Below are 18,241 nucleotides of genomic sequence, written 5' to 3'. Positions count from 1 at the left end.
CGGTACGTACTGGAGGGAAGGCGTCGAGTCAGGGGCGGGCCGATCCGTGGACAACCCGCCGAACGGGTCGCCTGTGGAGAGATCGCGCGAGGAGACCGCCACTTGACGTCGCCGAGATCGCGACATATCGTGAAATCACAACGCGATATATCGCGAGGAGAGGACGCATCATGGCACGGGAGAAATGGATCATCGCGCCGGGGCACACCCGGGTGATCGATATCGAGGTCGTGCGATCCCTGAAGGTGAGCCTGCTCGGCGGGCAGATCGACATCATCGGCCACGACGAGCCCGGCGCGCGCGTCGAGGTGCACTCGGTCCTCCATCGTGATCTCAAGATCTCGATCGACGGCGACGTCCTCGACATCGATCACCCGCAACTGCGATGGGACAACGTCGGCGATCTGCTGAGCGCTTTCGGCCGCAACTCCGCGAAGGCCTCCGTGAGCGTGCTCGTACCGCGCGCGATCGCCGTGACGCTCGGCAGCGTCTCGGCCGATGCGCTCGTCACCGGACTGACCACGCGGGCACGCCTGTCGACCGTGAGCGGGGAGATCCAGACGGAGGGCCTCGAGGGCGACCTCGTCCTCCACAGCGTCTCCGGCGAGTTGAGCGCGCAGAACCACCTGGGCGCCGTGTCGGCCGACTCCGTGTCGGGGGACGTCACCCTCTCCGGACGGATCGACCGCGTCAAGGTCGACACCGTGTCCGGCGACGTCTTCGCGGACATCGACGGTCGCTGCGATCGGATCCGGGTGAACAGCGTCTCCGGCGCGCTCACCGCTCGCGTCGACGACACCCTGGGCGCCGCCTACACCGTCAACACGGTGAGCGGCACGCTCCAGCTCGACGGCGAGGTCGTGAAGGGCATGCGCGGCCGCGGCTACCACCAGACCATCGCGGGCGTGGACGCCTTCTCGGTCGAGGTGGTCGCGAACACCGTCTCGGGCGACGTCTCCGTCGTGCGGAGGGCCGCTCGGCCCGACGCGGCGGAGCGGGACGGTCACACCTTCGCGGATTCTGACTCCTTCCCGTCCGGAGACACCTTCTCCGACGATCTCTCCGGAGCCGACGACGGCGCAGGCACCGCGACCCACGGCCAGGACGGCGCACGATGACGCCCCCCGTCTTCTCCCACGGCAGCCTCCGGCTGTACCTGCTGAAACTCCTCGACGAGACCCCGCGCCACGGCTACGAGCTCATCCAGGCCCTGGGCGACCGATTCGGAGGGACCTACAGCCCGAGCGCCGGAACGATCTACCCCCGTCTCGCCAAGCTCGAAGAGGAGGGACTCGTCACGAAGGCGAGCGACGGTCGCAAGACCGTCTACCGCATCACCGACGCCGGTCGCGCGGAGCTCGCCGCCCGCGGGGACGAGCTCGGACGGGTGGAGTCCGAGGTCACCGATTCCGTGCGCCGTCTGGCCCACGAGGTGCGTTCGGACGTGACGACCGCGATGAAGAGTCTCAAGGCCGAACTGGCGTCGGCCGCGCGGGACGCTCGGGAGTCGGCCTCCCGCGTTCCCCCCGTCTCATCGACGACCCCGGACGACCGGACCACGTCGCGACTCGCTCTGCAGGATGCGGAACTGGCCCTGAACGTGTTCCGACACGACACCAGGGCCGCCCTGCGGACGCACATCGGTTCGGGACGCTCGTTCACGTCGGCTCAGCTCGCCGAGCTGCGGATCGAGCTCGAGCGCGCGGCAACGTCGATCAAGCGGATCCTGACCCACTGACGATCCGTCGACGCCCGACGGCCTGACGAGCGGACTGGCGGACAGACGAGCGGAACAGACGGAGAACGGCGCGGGTCCTCGACGGAGGCCCGCGCCGTCGCCGTCGGCGCGCTCGCCACTCGGACACCACGGCGCGTCACACTTCAGGGCGCGAGGTAGAGCTTCCGCAGGGTCGTCGTCACGGTCCACCGCGTGCGTGAGCCCTCCGCGAGCCGGACCAGGTCTCCGGCCGAGACGTCGATCTCCTCCCCCGAGTCGAGGAACTCGATCGTGCAGGCACCCGAGATCACGACGAACACCTCGTCGACCTCCGTGTCGAGCGCGACCCCCGGCTCCATCTCCCAGACGCCGAACGACTGGGCGGCTTCGCCGAAAAGTGGGCCGAGCTCGGTCCAGCGCGTCAGCGGGGCGCCTTCCCCCGCGTCCATCGGGTGCAGGTCGACAGCCGGGAGGTGCAGGACGGAATCCGGTGCGGGAACGAGTTCTGGCATGGGTCTCTCCGAGTCGTTGTGGACGTCTGCGACACGGTATCAGTCGATCCCAGGTCCGATCGCAAGCGTTTCCGTCGAATGAAGGCGATTCGATTGCCGTTTCAATTGTGTAAATCTCCGAGCCGGGGTATTCCCTTTCCGGCCCCGAGACAACAGAATTCCCGTACTGCGCGAAACGCTCCCCCGCGTTCCGCCGACGGAAAGGTCTCACATGCACCACGGTCGCACTCCCGAAGCGATCCTCATCACCGGTGGCCGGGTCTTCCTGGATGGCCACATCCAGGAAGAACCCGTCGCTCTGGTGGACGGCCGGGTCGCTGCGATCGGCTCCGACGCCGTCGACGCGCTCCCCGCCCGGCCCACCGAGACGATCGACGCCGCCGGCGGCCTCGTCTCCCCCGGTTTCCAGGATTCACACATCCACCCCCACCACGCCGGGAACACCCTCATCACGTGCGACCTCTCCGACGAGGACTCGATCGACGGGTACCTCGAGCGGATCTCGGCCTACGCCGCCGCGAATCCCGATCGCGCCTGGATCACCGGGGGCGGCTGGGGCATGGACCTCTTCCCCGGCGGCATCCCGACGAAGGATCTGCTCGATCGCGTCGTTCCCGACCGGCCCGTCTACCTGCCGAACCGCGACGGTCACGGCGCATGGGTCAATTCGAAAGCCCTCGAGATCGCCGGGGTCACCCGCGACACGATCGACCCGCTCTCCGGTCGCGTCGAGCGCGACGCCGACGGCGACCCCGTGGGCTGCCTCCAGGAGGGCGCGATGGAGCTCGTCTCCGCGCACGTGCCCCCGCTCGGCGACGACGACGTGGACAGGGGATTCCTGCTCGCCCAGGAACAGCTCTTCGCCTGGGGCGTCACGGCCTGGCAGGACGCCATGGTCGAATCCGGCGATCGGGGACTCGACAACCTCGCCTCCTACCGCCGCCTCGACGCAGACGGCCGGCTCCTCGCCCGTGTCGTCGGCGCGCAATGGTGGGAGCGGGAGAAGGGGCTCGACCAGATCGAGGCCTTCGTCGCGAACCGCGACGCGGTGGCAGGTGACCGCTTCAGCGCCGGCAGCGTCAAGATCATGCAGGACGGTGTCGCGGAGAACTTCACCGCCGCCATGCTCGAGCCCTACCTCGACGGCTGCGGCTGCTCCACGTCGAACGCCGGCAAGAGCTTCGTCGACCCCGGCATGCTCACGGAGGCCTCCGCGGCCCTCACCGCCGCCGGTCTCCGCGTCCACTTCCACACGCTCGGTGACCGCGCCGTCCGGGAGGCTCTCGACGCGATCGAGTCGACCCCCGGCATGAGGCGCCCGCTTCTCGCCCACCTCCAGATCATCCACCCTGACGACATCGCGCGATTCGCCGGCCTCGACGCCGTGGCGAGCATCCAGCCCCTCTGGGCGCGGCACGAATCGCAGATGGACGAGCTCACGATCCCCTTCCTCGGCGCCAGGCGGGCGGCCTGGCAGTATCCGTTCGCGAGCCTCCGACGCGCGGGCGCGACGCTCGCCCTCGGATCGGACTGGCCCGTGAGCACGGCGAACCCGCTCGAGATCATGCACACGGCCGTCACGCGGTGCCCGCCCGGCCGCGCGACCGACCCGCTCTTCGGCGAGCAGGCGATCTCTCTCTCGGACGCCGTCGTGGGCTACACCGCCGGCAGCGCGTACGCCAACGCCGACGAACACCGCACGGGAAGGATCGCGGTCGGCTACGACGCCGACGTCACGATCCTCGACCGTGACATCTTCTCCGCCCCGACAGCGGAGATCGCCGACGCCTCCGTGGCGTACACGATCGTCGGCGGACGCGTGGTGTTCGAAACACCCTCGACGGGCGCAGGCCGCCCGATGGAAGGACGACGATGACGACACATCTGGTCGACGAGGCCCGTGCCGGAGAGGTCACCCTGAACGGGGTCTCTCGGATCTACGGGAAGAACTATGCCGTGCGCGACCTCGACCTGCACGTCAACGCCGGCGAGTTCATCTCGCTCCTCGGACCGAGCGGCTGCGGCAAGACGACGACGCTGCGCATGATCGGCGGATTCGAGTACCCGGACACGGGGTCGATCTCGATCGCGACGAAGCACGTGGAGGCGCTCCCGCCTCACAAGCGCCCGGTCAATACGGTGTTCCAGGCATACGCGCTCTTCCCGCACCTCTCGGTGGCGCAGAACGTGGCCTACGGGCTCCGCTACCAGAAGACGCCGAAGAACGAGGTGAGAGAGCGGGTCTCCGAGGCTCTCCAGATGGTGCGGATGGGCACCTTCGCCGAGCGCATGCCCGCCCAGCTGTCCGGCGGTCAGCAGCAGCGCATCGCGCTCGCCCGCGCGCTCGTCAACCGGCCGGCCGTGCTCCTCCTCGACGAGCCGATGTCGGCGCTCGACCGCAAGCTGCGCGAGGAGATGCAGATCGAGCTCAAGCTCCTCCAGCAGCAGCTCGGCACGACGTTCGTCTTCGTCACGCACGACCAGGAGGAGGCCATGACGATGAGCGATCGCATCGCCGTCATGAACTCCGGCCGTCTCGAGCAGATCGGCCCGCCGGCCGCCGTGTACGACGACCCGGCGAGCGCCTACGTCGCCGGCTTCATCGGCCAGCAGAACTTCTTCACAGGCGAGCTCGCCGGCGGACCCGGCGCCTGGTCGGTCACGGTCCCCGGGGGGACCCTCGTCTCGACGCGCGAACCGGCCGGTGACCCGGTGGCCGGCGCGCCGGCCGACGTCGCCGTCCGCCCCGAGCACGTCGGCATCTCGACCACTCCCTCGGGAGGCGCGAACGAGATCCGATCGACGCTCATGAGCGTCAGTCAGCTGGGCTCGGCGCTCCAGATCGTCACCATCACCCCAGACGGACTCAAGATCATGGCGCGCTCCCCGCGCGGTATCGACGTGCCGACGACCCCCGGCGCCGACGTGTACTGCAGGTGGACGGCCGAGTCGGTCCACATCTTCCCCACCCCCACCGCACCCACCGAAAGCGAGTGACCATGTCAGACAAGCCCGTTCGCGTGCTCCTTCCCGAGGCCATGACCTCGGCCCTGTCGCGCCGACTCTTCCTCGGCGGCGCCCTCGGCCTCGGGGTCACGGCGGCCCTGGCGGCCTGCTCCACCGGCGGTGGCGGCGGGACCTCCAACGGCCTCAACATCTACACGTGGGGAGAGTACGACGCCCCCGAGGTCCTCAAGGCATTCACGAAGGACGTCGGGCCGTCGATCACGATCGACAGCTACGGGTCCAACCAGGAGATGATCTCGAAGCTCGTCACGGCGAGCGGCACGAGCGGGTACGACCTCTGCGTCCCCACCCACCAGTACATCCCCCAGATGGCCGCCTCCGACCTGCTCGAGGAGCTCGACCACTCGAAGATCCCCAACATGGAGTACCTCGACCCCGCCTACATCGACCAGGAATTCGACCCGGGCAACAAGTACTCGGTCCCCAAGGACTTCGGCACCACGGGCTATGTGTACGACTCGACCGTCATCACGCGAGAGCTGACGACCTGGGGCGACTTCTGGGACGCGGCACAGAACGAGGCGAGCGGCAAGATGTCGCTGCTCGAAGACCCGGGAGAGATCGCCTACGCCTACTTCCTGTGGAAGGGCATCGATCCGAACACGACGGACGAGGGCCACCTGGAGGAGTACCGCGTCTTCATCACGGAGACCATCGCGCCGCACGTGCAGGCGTTCGAGTCGTACCCGAGCGGCACGATCGCGCAGAACGGACGCGTCCTCGCCCACGCATGGAACGGTGACGGCCGCCAAGGGATCCTCGAGAACGAGGACCCGACGCGCTACAAGTACGTCACACCCGCCGAGGGCGGGAACCTGTGGCAGGACAACTGGGCGATCGTGAAGGGGGCCCCGAACGCAGACGCCGCCCACGAGTTCATCAACTACGTACTCGACCCCGAGGTGTCCCTCGAAGAGCTCCTCTACATCGGCTACAACACCGGTGTGACCGGTATCGAAGAGATGGCGGCGGAGGCCGGCGTGGAGATGCCGGAACTCATCTTCTTCACCCCGGAGCAGGTCGAGAAGTTCGTGTTCGCCGAACTCACCGACGCCGAGCAGACGATCGTGTCCATCTACGACGAGCTCACGGCGGCGGCGGGTCAATGACCTCGGTCGCCACGGCGCCTCCCGCGGCGGCACCGCCGACCCCCGAGCCGCCGCGCGCGAAGCGGCGGTTCACGGGGTCGGTGGGGTTCCTCGCCGTGCCGATCGCGGTGTGGTTGGTGTTCTTCTTCATCGTGCCGTTCGGGCTCATCCTCTGGTACAGCTTCGGTGAGAAGCCGAGCCTCTACGTGACACACTCGAACGACGTCCTGTCGCTCGCGCGTTATGTCGAGGCCCTCGACCCCGCGTTCCTCACGACCTTCTGGCGCACCACCCAGATCGCGATCACGGGAACGGCGCTGTGCGTGCTGATCGGGTTCCCGATGGCGTACTGGATGGCCGTCAAGCTCTCGCCGCGCGCTCGCGGCCTCGTGGTCGCCCTCGTCCTCGTGCCGTACTGGACCAACTTCCTCGTGCGCACGATCGGCTGGCAGATCACGCTGAGCCCCGAGGGCTTCCTCTCGGACTTCCTCAACGGGATCGGCCTCCTGAACGGGCCGCTCCAGGTGCTCTACACGCAGCAAGCCGTGCAGCTGGGTGTGGTGTACAACTACCTCCCGCTCATGATCCTGCCGCTCTACGTGGCCCTGGAACGGATGGACCACAAACTGCTCGAGGCCAGCCGTGACCTCGGCGGGAACTGGTGGTCGAGCTTCTGGCGTGTCACCATCCCGCTCGCCCTGCCCGGGATCCTCGCCGGCATGCTGCTCGTCTTCGTGCCGCTCATGGGTGACTACATCACCCCGAGCGTGCTCGGCGGCGCGTCGGGCAGCATGGTCGGCCAGATGGTCGCCGGGCAGTTCCAGCGAGCGCAGAACTGGGCGCTCGGATCGGCGATGGCGATCGTGCTGATGCTCGCGATCCTTCTCGTCGTCATCGCATTCGGGGTGCTCTTCAGGCTCATCGGAATCGCTCTCCGGCGGTTCCGGCATCTCGGCGACCTCGACACGACGGGAGCGATCAGATGACCGCGACAGCCGAACGCACGACAGCTGCGCCGCCCCGAACGGAGGAGCCGCGCGCCCGACGCCGACCCCCGGCCGTCGGGGACGCCCTGCTCGGGATCTGGGGGATCGTGGGGCTGCTGTTCCTCTTCTTCCCGGTCCTCGTCATCGTCGCCTACTCGTTCAACACGGGTCGCCAGTTGCAGTCGTGGCAGGGCTTCGGTCTCGATTCCTACGCGAACGCGTTCAACAACCCGACGATCGTCGCGACGATCCAGGTATCGCTCGCGGCCGCGGCGGGCTCCGCGGTGGTCTCGACGATCCTCGGATCGTTCGCGGGCGTCGCGCTCGCCCGACGGGGCGGCCGGTGGACGGGATGGCTCGTCGCCCTGCTCGGGCTCGCGATGGTGACCCCGGAGATCGTCAACGCCGTGTCGCTCCTGCCCTGGTTCGTCACTCTCGGCGCCGATTGGGGGCTGTCGATCTTCAACCTCGGCCAGGTGCGGCTCGTGATCGCGCACTCGTTGTTCGCCTGTGCCGTGGTGACGTTCATCGTCCGGGCGAGGATGGCGGGGCTCAACGAGTCGCTCGAGGAGGCGGCTGCCGACCTCGGCGCACCGCCCATCCAGCGGTTCTGGACGATCACCTTCCCGCTCATGCGGCCGGCGGTCATCTCCGGGGCGCTCCTGTCGTTCACACTCAGCCTCGACAACACGGTGCTCTCGAGCTTCGTCTCCGTCGCCGGTTCGACGCCGTGGCCGGTGTACGTCTTCGCGTCGCTCCGCTCGACCCTCCGTCCCGAGATCGCCGCGATGTCGACAGTCATGCTCCTGCTCACGCTCGTGGCGCTCGCCCTCGTCGCGATCGTGCTGAGCAGAGCCAGCAAGAAGACGGGCGACGGCTCCTCGCTCGCCCAGACCCTCGCCGGAGGCTGACCCCCTCCTCCCACCTGAAAATCCCCTCTGTGCGCGGATATCCGGGCACAGAGGGGATTTTCAGTGGGGGGTCAGGAGTCGAAGCCGAGGCCCAGCGCGTCGAGGGTCTTCAGGAGCAGGTTGCGGCGGCCGCCGTTGTGGTCGGCGCGATCGAGTGACCATCGGGTGGCGTTCACGCCGATCGAGGCAGCGGGCTCCGGGGGGAACGGCAGCGGGCGCTTGCGCACCATCTCGAGCTGCGTCCGCTCGGTCTGCTCGCCGGAGAGGAGGTCCAGCATCACGTCCGCGGCGAAGCGCGTCGCCCCGACACCGAGGCCCGTGAAGCCCGCCGCGTAGGCCACCCGGCCGCCGAGAGCCGAGCCGAAGAATGCGGAGAACTGCGTGCTCGTGTCGATCACGCCGCCCCACGTGTGCGAGAAGCGGATGCCCTCGAGCTGCGGGAAGGTCGTGAGGAAGTGCGAAGCGAGCGTGCGGTAGGACGCCGGCCGTCGATCGTACTCCGGGCGGATGCGCCCACCGGCGTGGTAGATCGCGTCGTACCCTCCCCAGAGGATCCGGTCGTCCGCCGTCTGCCGGTAGTAGTGGAATTGGTTCGCGAGGTCACCGATCCCCTGCCGGCCCTCCCACCCGATCTCGGCCTTCTGCTCCGCGGTGAGGGGCTCGGTCATGAGCACGTAGTCGTACACGGGCACGGTCATGAGGCGATTGCGGAGCAGCAGGGACGGGAAGGCGTTCGTACCGAGCACGACCTGCTGCGCTCGGACGGTGCCACCGGAGGTGCGGACGGACACGCCGTCACCGGACTTCTCGAGGCCGCGCACGAGCGTACGCTCGTGGATCGTGCCTCCGAGCTCACGCACCACTCGCGCGAGTTCCGCCGCGAGCTTCGCGGGATGGACGAGGGCCGAGTCACGCGGCGGCACGGCGAGGCCCGCGAGGTAGGTCGGCGAGTTGACGCTCGCGCGGATCTCCTGCTGGTCGAGGAACCGACCGCCCTCACCGTCGGATTCCGTGAGCCACGGCACCTGGTGGGGCTCGACCGCGACCGAGAGGTAACCGGTGCGCTCGAACTCGCAGTCGAGGCCGTAGCGCGCGACCGTCTCCTCGATGCCATCGAGGTTCTCGACCCCGAGTCGCTCGAGCTGGTGGAGTTCATCCGGCCACCGTGCGGCGCCGTTCTCCGCACCGTGGGTGAGGCTCGCCTCGACGAAACCGCCGTTCCGGCCGGAGGCCGCCCATCCGATCGTCTTCGCCTCGACGACGGTCACGCGCAGCGACGGGTCCCGTTCGAGGGCGCGCAGCGCTGTCCAGAGACCCGTATAGCCGCCGCCCACGACGAGCAGATCGGTCGCGGTGTCGCCCGTGAGCGGCTCCAGGGCGTCGCGGTCGCCGAGGTCCTCGAGCCAGAAGACCCCCTGACGGCTCGATGACAGGGAGTGGTCGACGGCCGAGGTCGGGGCCGGTCGTCTCTCGAAAACGGTGTCACCCATGCGGGTCGCTTCCTTTCATCACCCCCGTGAGGTGTCGCATCGTGTTGCTTCACGCACGCGCCAGGCAACAGAATGCGACACCTCACGGATGGCAGGGGGTCGGCAGGTGGGAGGCTGCATCCATGCTAACGATTTCAGCTGTGCAGCGGTGGGTTTCCTTCGGATCCGCTTGCCGAGAGGAGACCGAACTGACAATATGGCGACATGACGAGAGATGGCCGCGTTTCCCTTGACGACACATCGAAGGCCATCATCGAGCAACTGCAGGACGACGGACGACGGTCCTACGCGGACATCGGCAAGGCCGTCGGACTCTCGGAGGCTGCCGTCCGCCAGCGTGTGCAGAAGCTCATCGACGGCGGCGTCATGCAGATCGTCGCCGTCACCGACCCACTCCAGTTGGGCTTCCTCCGCCAGGCCATGATCGGTGTGCGCATCTCTGGAGACACTCGCGCCGTCGCCGACGCGGTCGCCGATATCCCGGCCGTCGACTACGTCGTGCTCACGGCCGGCAGCTTCGATCTTCTCGTCGAGATCGTGTGCGAAGACGACGAGAAGCTCCTCGACATCCTCAACGAGCAGATCCGCAGCCTCGAGGGCGTGCTCTCGACCGAGACGTTCGTCTACCTCAAACTCCGCAAACAGCTCTACAACTGGGGGACCAGATGACCCTGTTCGATTCCGACACCCGCCTGCACGCCCCGGGAGACCTCGTGACGTACGACACCGACGCGCTCAACGCGAAGGCGACCGATCACCTCTGGATGCACTTCGCGCGGCAGTCGTCGCTCGCGAAGGGTTCCGTCCCGATCATCGTCAAGGGCTCCGGCCACCACATCTACGACAGCAACGGCAAGGAGTACTTCGACGCCCTTTCCGGGCTCTTCGTCGTGGCTGCCGGCCACGGCCGCCGGGAACTCGCCGAGGCCGCCGCCAAGCAGGCCGAGCAGCTCGCCTTCTTCCCCATCTGGGGATACACGCACCCCGGGGCCATCGAGCTCGCCGATCGCCTCGCCGACTACGCCCCGGGCGACCTCAACAAGGTGTTCTTCGCCACGGGCGGCGGCGAGGCCGTCGAGACGGCGTTCAAGCTCGCGAAGCACTTCTGGAAGCTCCAGGGCAAGCCGATGAAGACGAAGGTCATCTCGCGCGCGGTCGCCTACCACGGCACCCCGCAGGGCGCCCTCGCCATCACGGGCATCCCGGCGATGAAGGCGATGTACGAGCCCGTGACCCCCGGCGGCTTCCGCGTGCCGAACACCAACTACTACCGCTCGGACGAGATGGGCTTCACCGGCACCGAGGAGGAGTTCGGCATCTGGGCGGCGAACCGCATCGAGGAGATGATCGAGTTCGAGGGCGCCGACACCGTCGCGGCCGTCTTCCTCGAGCCGGTGCAGAACTCCGGCGGGTGCTTCCCGCCGCCGAAGGGTTACTTCCAGCGCGTCCGCGAGATCTGCGACAAGCACGACGTGCTCCTCGTGAGCGACGAGGTCATCTGCGCCTTCGGCCGCATCGGACACATGTTCGCGTGCGACGCCTACGACTATGTTCCCGACATGATCACGTGCGCGAAGGCCCTCACGAGCGGCTACTCGCCACTCGGCGCCACGATCATCAGCGACCGTATCTACGAGCCGTTCGCGCACGGCCAGACGTCGTTCTCCCACGGCTACACATTCGGCGGACACCCCGTCTCCACGGCCGTCGCCATGGCCAACCTCGACATCTTCGAGCGCGAGGGACTCAACCAGAACGTGCTCGACAACTCCGCGTACTTCCGCTCGTCCCTCGAGAAACTCCTCGACATCCCGATCGTCGGCGACGTGCGCGGCGACGGCTACTTCTTCGGGATCGAGCTCGTGAAGGACAAGAAGACCAAGGAGACGTTCGACGACGACGAGTCCGAGCGTCTGCTCCGTGGCTTCCTGTCCCGGGCTCTCTTCGACGCCGGCCTCTACTGCCGAGCGGACGATCGCGGCGACCCCGTGATCCAGCTCGCCCCGCCGCTCACAACCGGTCCGCGTGAGTTCGACCAGATCGAACAGATCCTCCGCAGCGTGCTCACGGAAGCGAGCAACCGCCTGTAATCCCCGACGACCTCGGGCGCAGCGTCGCGTCCCCCCGCACCGATCGAGAAAGCAGCCCCATGACGACGCGCCCGTACCGCGATACCTCCTTCTGGTTCGACGCCCTCGCAGAGGAGGGGACCGACGACCTCCTCCCCCGCGCATTCGCCCCCGACGGCCTCGACGTGGACGTGTGCATCGTGGGTGGCGGCCTCACGGGCCTGTGGGCCGCGTACTACCTGACGGAGAACGACCCGTCGTTGTCCGTCGTGGTCATCGAGAAGGAGATCGCGGGCTTCGGCGCCTCCGGGCGGAACGGCGGCTGGTGCTCCGCGCTCTTCCCGCGCGAGACGTCCTCGCTCGTGGCCGACTACGGCCACGACGCCGCCCGGCGCATGCGCCAGGCCATGGTCGACACGGTCGACGAGGTGGGCCGCGTGGTCGCCGCCGAGGAGATCGCGTGCGACTTCTCGAAGGGGGGAACGGTCTCCTTCGCCATGTCGGACGTGCAGCGCACGTCGGCCCTCGCGGAAGTCGAGGCGAACAACACGTTCGGCGTCGACCGGCGGGAGTTCTGGGACTTCCGCGGGGCGGAGTCGTCCCGGTCGCGCCCCGACGGCGCGATCGCCGCCACGTTCAATCCGGACTGTGCGCGCATCCAGCCGGCGAAGCTCGTGCGTTCCCTCGCCGAGGTCGTCGAAGCACGCGGTGTGCGGATCTTCGAGCAGACCGCCGCCGTGTCGTGGACCGAGGGCGAAGTAGTCGCGGAGACCCCCGTGGGGCGCACGCGCATCGCCGCCGGCTCGATCCTGCTCGCGACCGAGGCGTACGGCTCCCAACTGCCCGGCATCGGTCGGCGCGTCATGCCGCTCTACTCGCTCATGATCGCGACGGAGCCCCTCCCCGATTCCTTCTGGGACGCCGCCGGAATCGAGCACGGCCAGACGTTCACGGACTACCGCCATCTGCTCATCTACGGGCAGCGCACCGCCGACAACCGCTTCGCGTTCGGAGGCCGCGGCGCGCGGTACCACTGGGGCTCGACCATCGACGACAGCTACGACCGCGTCGAGCGCGTCTTCGAGCACCTGCACCACACCCTCGTGGAGATGTTCCCGGCCGCGTCCGACGCACGCATCACGCATTCGTGGGGCGGCCCGCTCGGCGTCCCTCGCGACTGGCACGCGACGGTGACGTACAACCGCCGGACTCGCGTCGGGCTCGCGGGCGGCTACGTGGGCGACGGCGTCGGCACGACGAACCTCGCCGGACGCACGCTCGCCGACCTCGTCACGGCAGCGGACAGCGACATCGTCTCCCTCCCCTGGGTCGGTCACACCTCTCCCCGCTGGGAGCCGGAGCCGCTGCGCTTCGTCGGGGCGAACCTGGGACTCGTCGGCACGACCCTCGCCGACACCGAGGAGAAGGCGACGGGCAAACGCTCCGTCGCTGCGCGCCTGCTCGCACCCCTCACCGGGCACTGAGGCGCTGGGAGGGTCCGCCGTCGCCCTACTCCCCGTCGAGTAGACCCCGGGCCAGAGCAGCCTCGATCGCCTCCTCGCGCGTCGACGCACCCAGCTTGCCGTAGGCGGATGCCCGCTGCTTCTTCACCGTGTTCGGAGACACGCCGAGGCGCACCGAGATCTCGGCATTCGTGAGTCCGTCGACGACGCCGGCGATGACGAGCCGCTCGCGCCGCGTCAGTGCGGCGTACCGCGGAAGATCGGGGATGAGAGACGGGAACACAGAGAGTCGGTCGACGATCTCGGCGTCGCCGACCTCGCGTACGACGGCATCGACCGCATCACGGTCCCGAGCGGGGACGACCGCCCAGGCCGACCCGAGGCCGACGGTGCGCAATCGTTCGAGGGCGCGACGAAAGTCACGCTCGGCGGCCGGGCGGTAGCCGAGCCGCAGAGCGGCCGTGGCCCTCAGGATTCTGAGCATCGTCTCAGCCCGCTCGGAGCGCGGCATCTCGAGCCCCGCCGAAGCAGCGGCGATAGCCTCGATGGGCTCGTCGTCGACGAGGCGGATGATGACGTCGACGATCGAGCCCTTCCGCTCCGCCGACGACAAGCGCCGCATGACCAGGCGGGCATCCCCGATCCGGCCGGCCGAGACGTGGGTGAACGCTCGAGCCTCGAGAAGGATACGGCGCGCGGGGCGCGAGACGGGTATGGCCCCCGGGTTCCCCTCGGCCGCGTCGAGGAGATCGAGCGCGCGGTCAGACCGGCCGGCGGCGATGCGGACGAACGCCTGCAGGACGACACCCGCAGGCCAGTACTCGACCTCCTGGAGCCGGGATCCGAGGTCCCTGAGGCCGGTCTCTGCCGAGTCGAAGTCGCCCTCCTCGACGGCCAGCATCGCTCGCGTGACGACGGCCGGGACGACGAAGAACTTCTCGGGCCACCCCTCCAGTCCCGCCGTCGCCTCGAGACGCTCGCGCGCGCCGTCGATGTCGCCCCACACACCCTCGATGAAGGCGGACCGCGTCCAGGCCGAATGACGCATCTGCGGGCCAGCTCCGTCGAGTGTCGCCTTACGAGCGGACAGGTCCCGCGCCTCGGCCATGTCGCCGGCGGCGAAGAACGCGAGCGTGGCCTGGCCGAGGAGAGCGCCGCGGAGGGCACCGAGCCCCTCCGCCTCGACCGGAGACGCAGCGTCGAGCGCGTCGAGCGACTGACGTGCGACGTTGCGCGCAGCCTCGCCCCGGCCGGTGAGCCGGAGCATGGCCGATCGAACGATGAGGATGACCGCTCGATCGGTGGCCCGCGCATTGCGGGAGCCGGCCCGGGAGAGGAACTCGGCCCGCGCGTAGTGCGCCAGCATCGCGCGGCGTCCCCGAGGCGCTCGAGCATGCAGCATCGCCAGGAAGAGGACAAGAAGGGGGTGCGCGGACAGCGCGGAGAGCGGGACGGCCGAGAGCTGTGCGAGCAGGGGCTCCGAGTGATCGCGCAGGAGCGAGACGAAGGAGTCCATGCCGTACTCCGTCGCCGCCGTGAAATCCCCATTCGCGATGGCGAGGGTGACGGCCTCGAACGATTCACCCCGTCGGGCGTGGAGGGCCGCGGCGCGCGCGATGAGGACCGGATCGACGGTGGCCACCGAACCGGTTCGGTCTGCCCTCACCGCCGGCAGGACGCGGAATCGTCCGTCGATCTCGGTCGTCCACGAGCCGTAGCCGATATTCGCGGCACGGTGCAGGGCATCCCGGACGGTCTCGTCGGACTCTTCGACGATCCGACTCAACTCGGCGACGGAGATCCCGTCGAAGAGAGCGGCGACGGCGATGAGCTCGGCATCGCCGCCACCGTCGAGCAGGGGGCGACCGGCCAGGGCGTCACGGAGGATCACGTCCAGGATCCAGCGAGCGGGAGAGGGCTCGACATCCGCCTGTCGGAGCGTCGTATTCGCCCCGCCGCGGGCGACGGCGGAGATCGCGGACGGCGCGCCCACGGTCAGTCGCACGAGCGCCGCGGCGACGTCATCGCCTGGACCGACATCGATACCGTGCGAACGCATGAGAGAAGAGGCCTCCTGCGCGGAGAGCGACAACTCCTCGTTCCCGAGCAGGACCGCGCCCCGTGGCATCGAGTCGAATGCGACCGCGTCCGGCCGGGTGGTGACGACGACGCGGAGCCGTTGCGACAGGGTCGCGAACCACATCAGGTCCGCGAACACGAGCGGGTCGGCGTGGTCGACGTCGTCGACGACGACCGTGAGATCTTCCTGGACGCCGAGCGCCCATGCCGCCAGTGACCGGCGGACGTCGGGCGCCACCGTGAACTCGGCCACTCCGGTCACATGCGAGATCGGGCAGGCGTCGGAGAGGAAACCGAGGGTCCGTGTCCAGAAGGCCGCTCGTGCGGCAATGTCGGCGTCGACCGTGATCCACGCCCCGTGTTCAGACGTGTTGCGAGCCCACGACGCCACGCTCGTCGTCTTTCCCGCGCCGCGCCCGGCACGGACGATCACGACATGGCCCGAGGAGAGAAGGCCCTCGAGCCGCGGCCGCGCGATCTCCCGCTCGCCCGGGCGAGGGGCACCGTAGATCATCGGTGTCGCGGCGTCTCTCGGTCGCGGGGACCGAGCACACGTCGCAGGCCAGCGGGGCGTTGCGACGACGGGGGCGTCTGCCGATCGCGGCACGGCGGTCGCAGGGACGACGACATGGGGATCATCCTCATCGGGGGCTGGGATGAGCGGTTCAGGGTCACTCTAGTGGAGCCGCGTCCCGCCGCTTCCACTTTTCTTTTCCCGCCATTCCCGCGGACGTCCGACGGGCCCACATGGGGGACGATCCGGCCATGCGGCGACGATCCTCGTTCCTCCCCCGGCGATTCATCGGAACGGGCTGGCCCGGGGACCGTGCGCGGAGTAGAGTCGCCGCTCGTGACAACAGAAGGTCGCGCTCCCGACGCCGACGCCCGCTCCCCCAAACGCTGGATCATCGGCGACCCCCTCCCCTCGGAGAAGCTCGACGGTCAGCTGCTGCCGAAAAAACTCGCGCTGCCGATCTTCGCTTCCGATGCGCTCTCCTCCGTGGCGTACGCGCCGCAAGAACTCCTCATGATCCTGATGCTCGGCGGGCTCGCGTTCTTGAGCTTCGCGCCGTGGATCGCGGCGGCCGTCGTCGTCCTGCTCGTCGTGGTGGTGCTGAGCTATCGCCAGCTCATCAAGGCGTACCCGTCGGGCGGCGGCGACTACGAAGTCGCGCACAAGAATCTGGGCGAGAAGGCTGGAGTCGTCGTCGCGTCGGCCCTGCTCGTGGACTACGTCCTCACGGTGGCCGTGTCGGTCGCCTCGGGCGTCGACAACATCATCTCGGCGATCCCCGCGCTCAATCCGCTCCGGATCGAGCTCGCGGTGGTCTTCGTCCTGCTGCTCATGGCGGTGAACCTGCGGGGTGTGCGGGAGTCGTCTCGCGCCTTCGCGCTCCCGACCTACCTCTTCATCGGGAGCGTCGCCGTCATGATCGTGGCGGGTCTCGTGCGCGCGCTCCTCGGGGACGCCCCCGTCGCCTCGAGCGCCGCGTTCACCGTGGAAGGCGACGACCTCAGCCGGGCCGCCTTCATCCTGCTGCTGCTCCGTGCGTTCTCGAGCGGATGCAGCGCCCTGACCGGCGTCGAGGCCGTCGCCAACGGCGTGCCGGCGTTCCGCCAGCCGAAGGTGCAGAACGCGCAGAAGACGCTCGTCATCATGGGCGGCACGGCCATCGCGCTCTTCGTGGGCCTGACGGCCCTCGCCCTCATCGCGGGCGTGCACTACGCAGAGGACGCGTGCGACCTCGTGGGCTTCGCGAACTGCGAGACGTCACCGCAGCCGAGCCTCATGGCCCAGGTCGCCGCCGCCACCTTCGGGATGGGGAGCATCCCGTTCTTCGTCATCCAGGCCGCCACCGCGTGCGTCCTCCTCCTCGCCGCCAACACGGCGTTCAACGGTTTCCCCCTGCTCGGCTCGGTGCTCGCGCGCGACGGGTACGCACCGAAGGCCCTCAACACGCGCGGCGACCGACTCGTCTACTCCAACGGCATGATCGTGCTCGGCCTCGCCGCGAGCGTCATCCTCGTGATCTACCAGGCGAGCCTCACACAGCTCATCCAGCTCTACATCATCGGGGTCTTCGTGTCCTTCACCCTGGGCCAGCTCGGCATGGTCAGGCACTGGCGACGGCTCCTCCGGGAGGGCACACCGAACCGGAGCTCCGTGCGCGTGAGCCTCGTCATCAACACCGCGGGCGCCGCGCTCACCGGGAGTGTGCTCATCGTGGTCACGATCACGAAGTTCACCCACGGCGCCTGGCTCGTCTTCGTGCTCATGCCGATCCTGTTCACCCTCATGATCGGCGTCAACCGCTACTACCGCGACGTCGAGCACGAGATCCGCGTCGAGGATCGCCCGCGCTTCGGTGCCGAGGGCGACCACGCCATCGTCCTCGTGGGCACGCTGCAGAAACCCGTGCTGAAAGCCATCGACTACGCCCTCGCCGCGCGACACGCATCGGTCGCCGCCCTGCACGTGTCCGTCGACGAGGAGGCGACGAACCGCCTCGTCGAGCAGTGGGCGGAGTTCGAGATCGACGTGCCGCTCGTGATCGTCGAGTCGCCGTACCGCGCGTACGCACACCCGGTGATCGCGTACATCGAGGCCCACCGCCGGAAGCACGGACCCGAGGTCGTGACCGTCTACCTGCCCCAGTACATCGTGGGCCATTGGTGGGAGTCGTTCCTGCACAACCGCCGCGCGAAGCGCATCAGCCAGCAGCTCATGCTCGTACACGGTGTGACGATCGCCCTCGTGCCGTGGCTGCTCGATTCGTCGGAGCTGATCTACGGCCGGCGGTCGAGACCGTTGCCGGGCGACGAGCGGCGGGGAGAGTACCGCGGTGAGGACCGGACGCGACGGGATCGGACCCCTCCGGCCTGATCGCCGACGGCCGCC

Annotated in this window: 14 protein-coding genes; 11 read left to right on the top strand and 3 right to left on the bottom strand. The window is 68.7% G+C overall.

Features of this window, described 5'->3' with window-relative positions; translation table 11 throughout:
• The first annotated feature begins 170 nt into the window (after positions 1 to 170).
• Positions 171 to 1,118, top strand: coding sequence for a DUF4097 family beta strand repeat-containing protein (locus ELQ94_RS02565; protein ID WP_208007507.1), 948 nt, complete (start codon positions 171 to 173; stop codon positions 1,116 to 1,118).
• Positions 1,115 to 1,738: a PadR family transcriptional regulator gene (locus tag ELQ94_RS02560; protein WP_127046833.1), complete on the top strand. Its 624-nt coding sequence runs from the start codon at positions 1,115 to 1,117 to the stop codon at positions 1,736 to 1,738. Before ELQ94_RS02565 ends, ELQ94_RS02560 begins: the two co-directional genes overlap by 4 nt.
• A gap of 143 nt (positions 1,739 to 1,881) precedes the next feature.
• On the opposite strand, the gene ELQ94_RS02555 is transcribed toward ELQ94_RS02560, so the two are convergent.
• Positions 1,882 to 2,229 carry a cupin domain-containing protein gene (locus tag ELQ94_RS02555; RefSeq protein WP_127046831.1) on the bottom strand — a complete coding sequence of 116 codons (348 nt, stop codon included), beginning with the start codon at positions 2,227 to 2,229 and terminating at the stop codon, positions 1,882 to 1,884.
• Positions 2,230 to 2,440: 211 nt separating this feature from the next.
• On the opposite strand from ELQ94_RS02555, the gene ELQ94_RS02550 reads away from it, so the two are divergent.
• From ELQ94_RS02550 to ELQ94_RS02530, 5 genes are read left to right on the top strand one after another with little or no spacing between them, the layout of a single operon-like run.
• Positions 2,441 to 4,105, top strand: a complete 1,665-nt coding sequence (locus tag ELQ94_RS02550; protein ID WP_127046829.1) for an amidohydrolase — start codon at positions 2,441 to 2,443, stop codon at positions 4,103 to 4,105.
• Complete coding sequence (locus ELQ94_RS02545; RefSeq protein ID WP_127046827.1) at positions 4,102 to 5,226, top strand: ABC transporter ATP-binding protein; 1,125 nt, start codon at positions 4,102 to 4,104, stop codon at positions 5,224 to 5,226. Before ELQ94_RS02550 ends, ELQ94_RS02545 begins: the two co-directional genes overlap by 4 nt.
• 2 nt (positions 5,227 to 5,228) lie before the next feature.
• Positions 5,229 to 6,365 (top strand): polyamine ABC transporter substrate-binding protein, encoded by a 1,137-nt coding sequence (locus tag ELQ94_RS02540; protein WP_127046825.1) that lies wholly within the window; start codon positions 5,229 to 5,231, stop codon positions 6,363 to 6,365.
• Entirely contained in the window at positions 6,362 to 7,330 is a 969-nt protein-coding gene (locus tag ELQ94_RS02535; protein WP_127046823.1) for an ABC transporter permease, read from the top strand. The genes ELQ94_RS02540 and ELQ94_RS02535 overlap by 4 nt, the downstream gene beginning before the upstream one ends.
• Positions 7,327 to 8,241: an ABC transporter permease gene (locus tag ELQ94_RS02530; protein WP_127046821.1), complete on the top strand. Its 915-nt coding sequence runs from the start codon at positions 7,327 to 7,329 to the stop codon at positions 8,239 to 8,241. The genes ELQ94_RS02535 and ELQ94_RS02530 overlap by 4 nt, the downstream gene beginning before the upstream one ends.
• A gap of 71 nt (positions 8,242 to 8,312) precedes the next feature.
• On the opposite strand, the gene ELQ94_RS02525 is transcribed toward ELQ94_RS02530, so the two are convergent.
• Positions 8,313 to 9,731, bottom strand: coding sequence for an NAD(P)/FAD-dependent oxidoreductase (locus tag ELQ94_RS02525; RefSeq protein ID WP_127046819.1), 1,419 nt, complete (start codon positions 9,729 to 9,731; stop codon positions 8,313 to 8,315).
• Positions 9,732 to 9,935: 204 nt separating this feature from the next.
• Here ELQ94_RS02525 and ELQ94_RS02520 point away from each other — a divergent pair, with 204 nt between their 5' ends.
• The 3 genes from ELQ94_RS02520 to ELQ94_RS02510 are packed head-to-tail and all read left to right on the top strand — an operon-like array spanning position 9,936 to position 13,284.
• The gene (locus tag ELQ94_RS02520) at positions 9,936 to 10,400 is read left to right on the top strand and encodes an Lrp/AsnC family transcriptional regulator (protein ID WP_127046817.1); all 465 of its coding nucleotides are present in this window, start codon (positions 9,936 to 9,938) and stop codon (positions 10,398 to 10,400) included.
• A complete protein-coding gene (locus ELQ94_RS02515) occupies positions 10,397 to 11,821 on the top strand; it encodes an aspartate aminotransferase family protein (RefSeq protein ID WP_127046816.1) in 1,425 nt (474 codons plus the stop codon). The genes ELQ94_RS02520 and ELQ94_RS02515 overlap by 4 nt, the downstream gene beginning before the upstream one ends.
• A gap of 59 nt (positions 11,822 to 11,880) precedes the next feature.
• Positions 11,881 to 13,284 carry an NAD(P)/FAD-dependent oxidoreductase gene (locus tag ELQ94_RS02510; RefSeq protein WP_127046814.1) on the top strand — a complete coding sequence of 468 codons (1,404 nt, stop codon included), beginning with the start codon at positions 11,881 to 11,883 and terminating at the stop codon, positions 13,282 to 13,284.
• A gap of 25 nt (positions 13,285 to 13,309) precedes the next feature.
• Here the strand turns inward: ELQ94_RS02510 and ELQ94_RS02505 are convergent, their stop codons facing one another.
• Entirely contained in the window at positions 13,310 to 15,856 is a 2,547-nt protein-coding gene (locus ELQ94_RS02505) for a helix-turn-helix transcriptional regulator (protein WP_127046812.1), read from the bottom strand.
• Between the two features lie 336 nt (positions 15,857 to 16,192).
• On the opposite strand from ELQ94_RS02505, the gene ELQ94_RS02500 reads away from it, so the two are divergent.
• Positions 16,193 to 18,226 carry an APC family permease gene (locus ELQ94_RS02500; RefSeq protein ID WP_243696824.1) on the top strand — a complete coding sequence of 678 codons (2,034 nt, stop codon included), beginning with the start codon at positions 16,193 to 16,195 and terminating at the stop codon, positions 18,224 to 18,226.
• Positions 18,227 to 18,241: the final 15 nt, after the last annotated feature.

Source organism: Labedella endophytica (assembly GCF_003990045.1).
Classification (GTDB): Bacteria; Actinomycetota; Actinomycetes; order Actinomycetales; family Microbacteriaceae; genus Labedella; species Labedella endophytica.
Note: the sequence above shows the minus strand (reverse complement) of the source record. Positions and strands in the feature narration are given on the sequence as shown.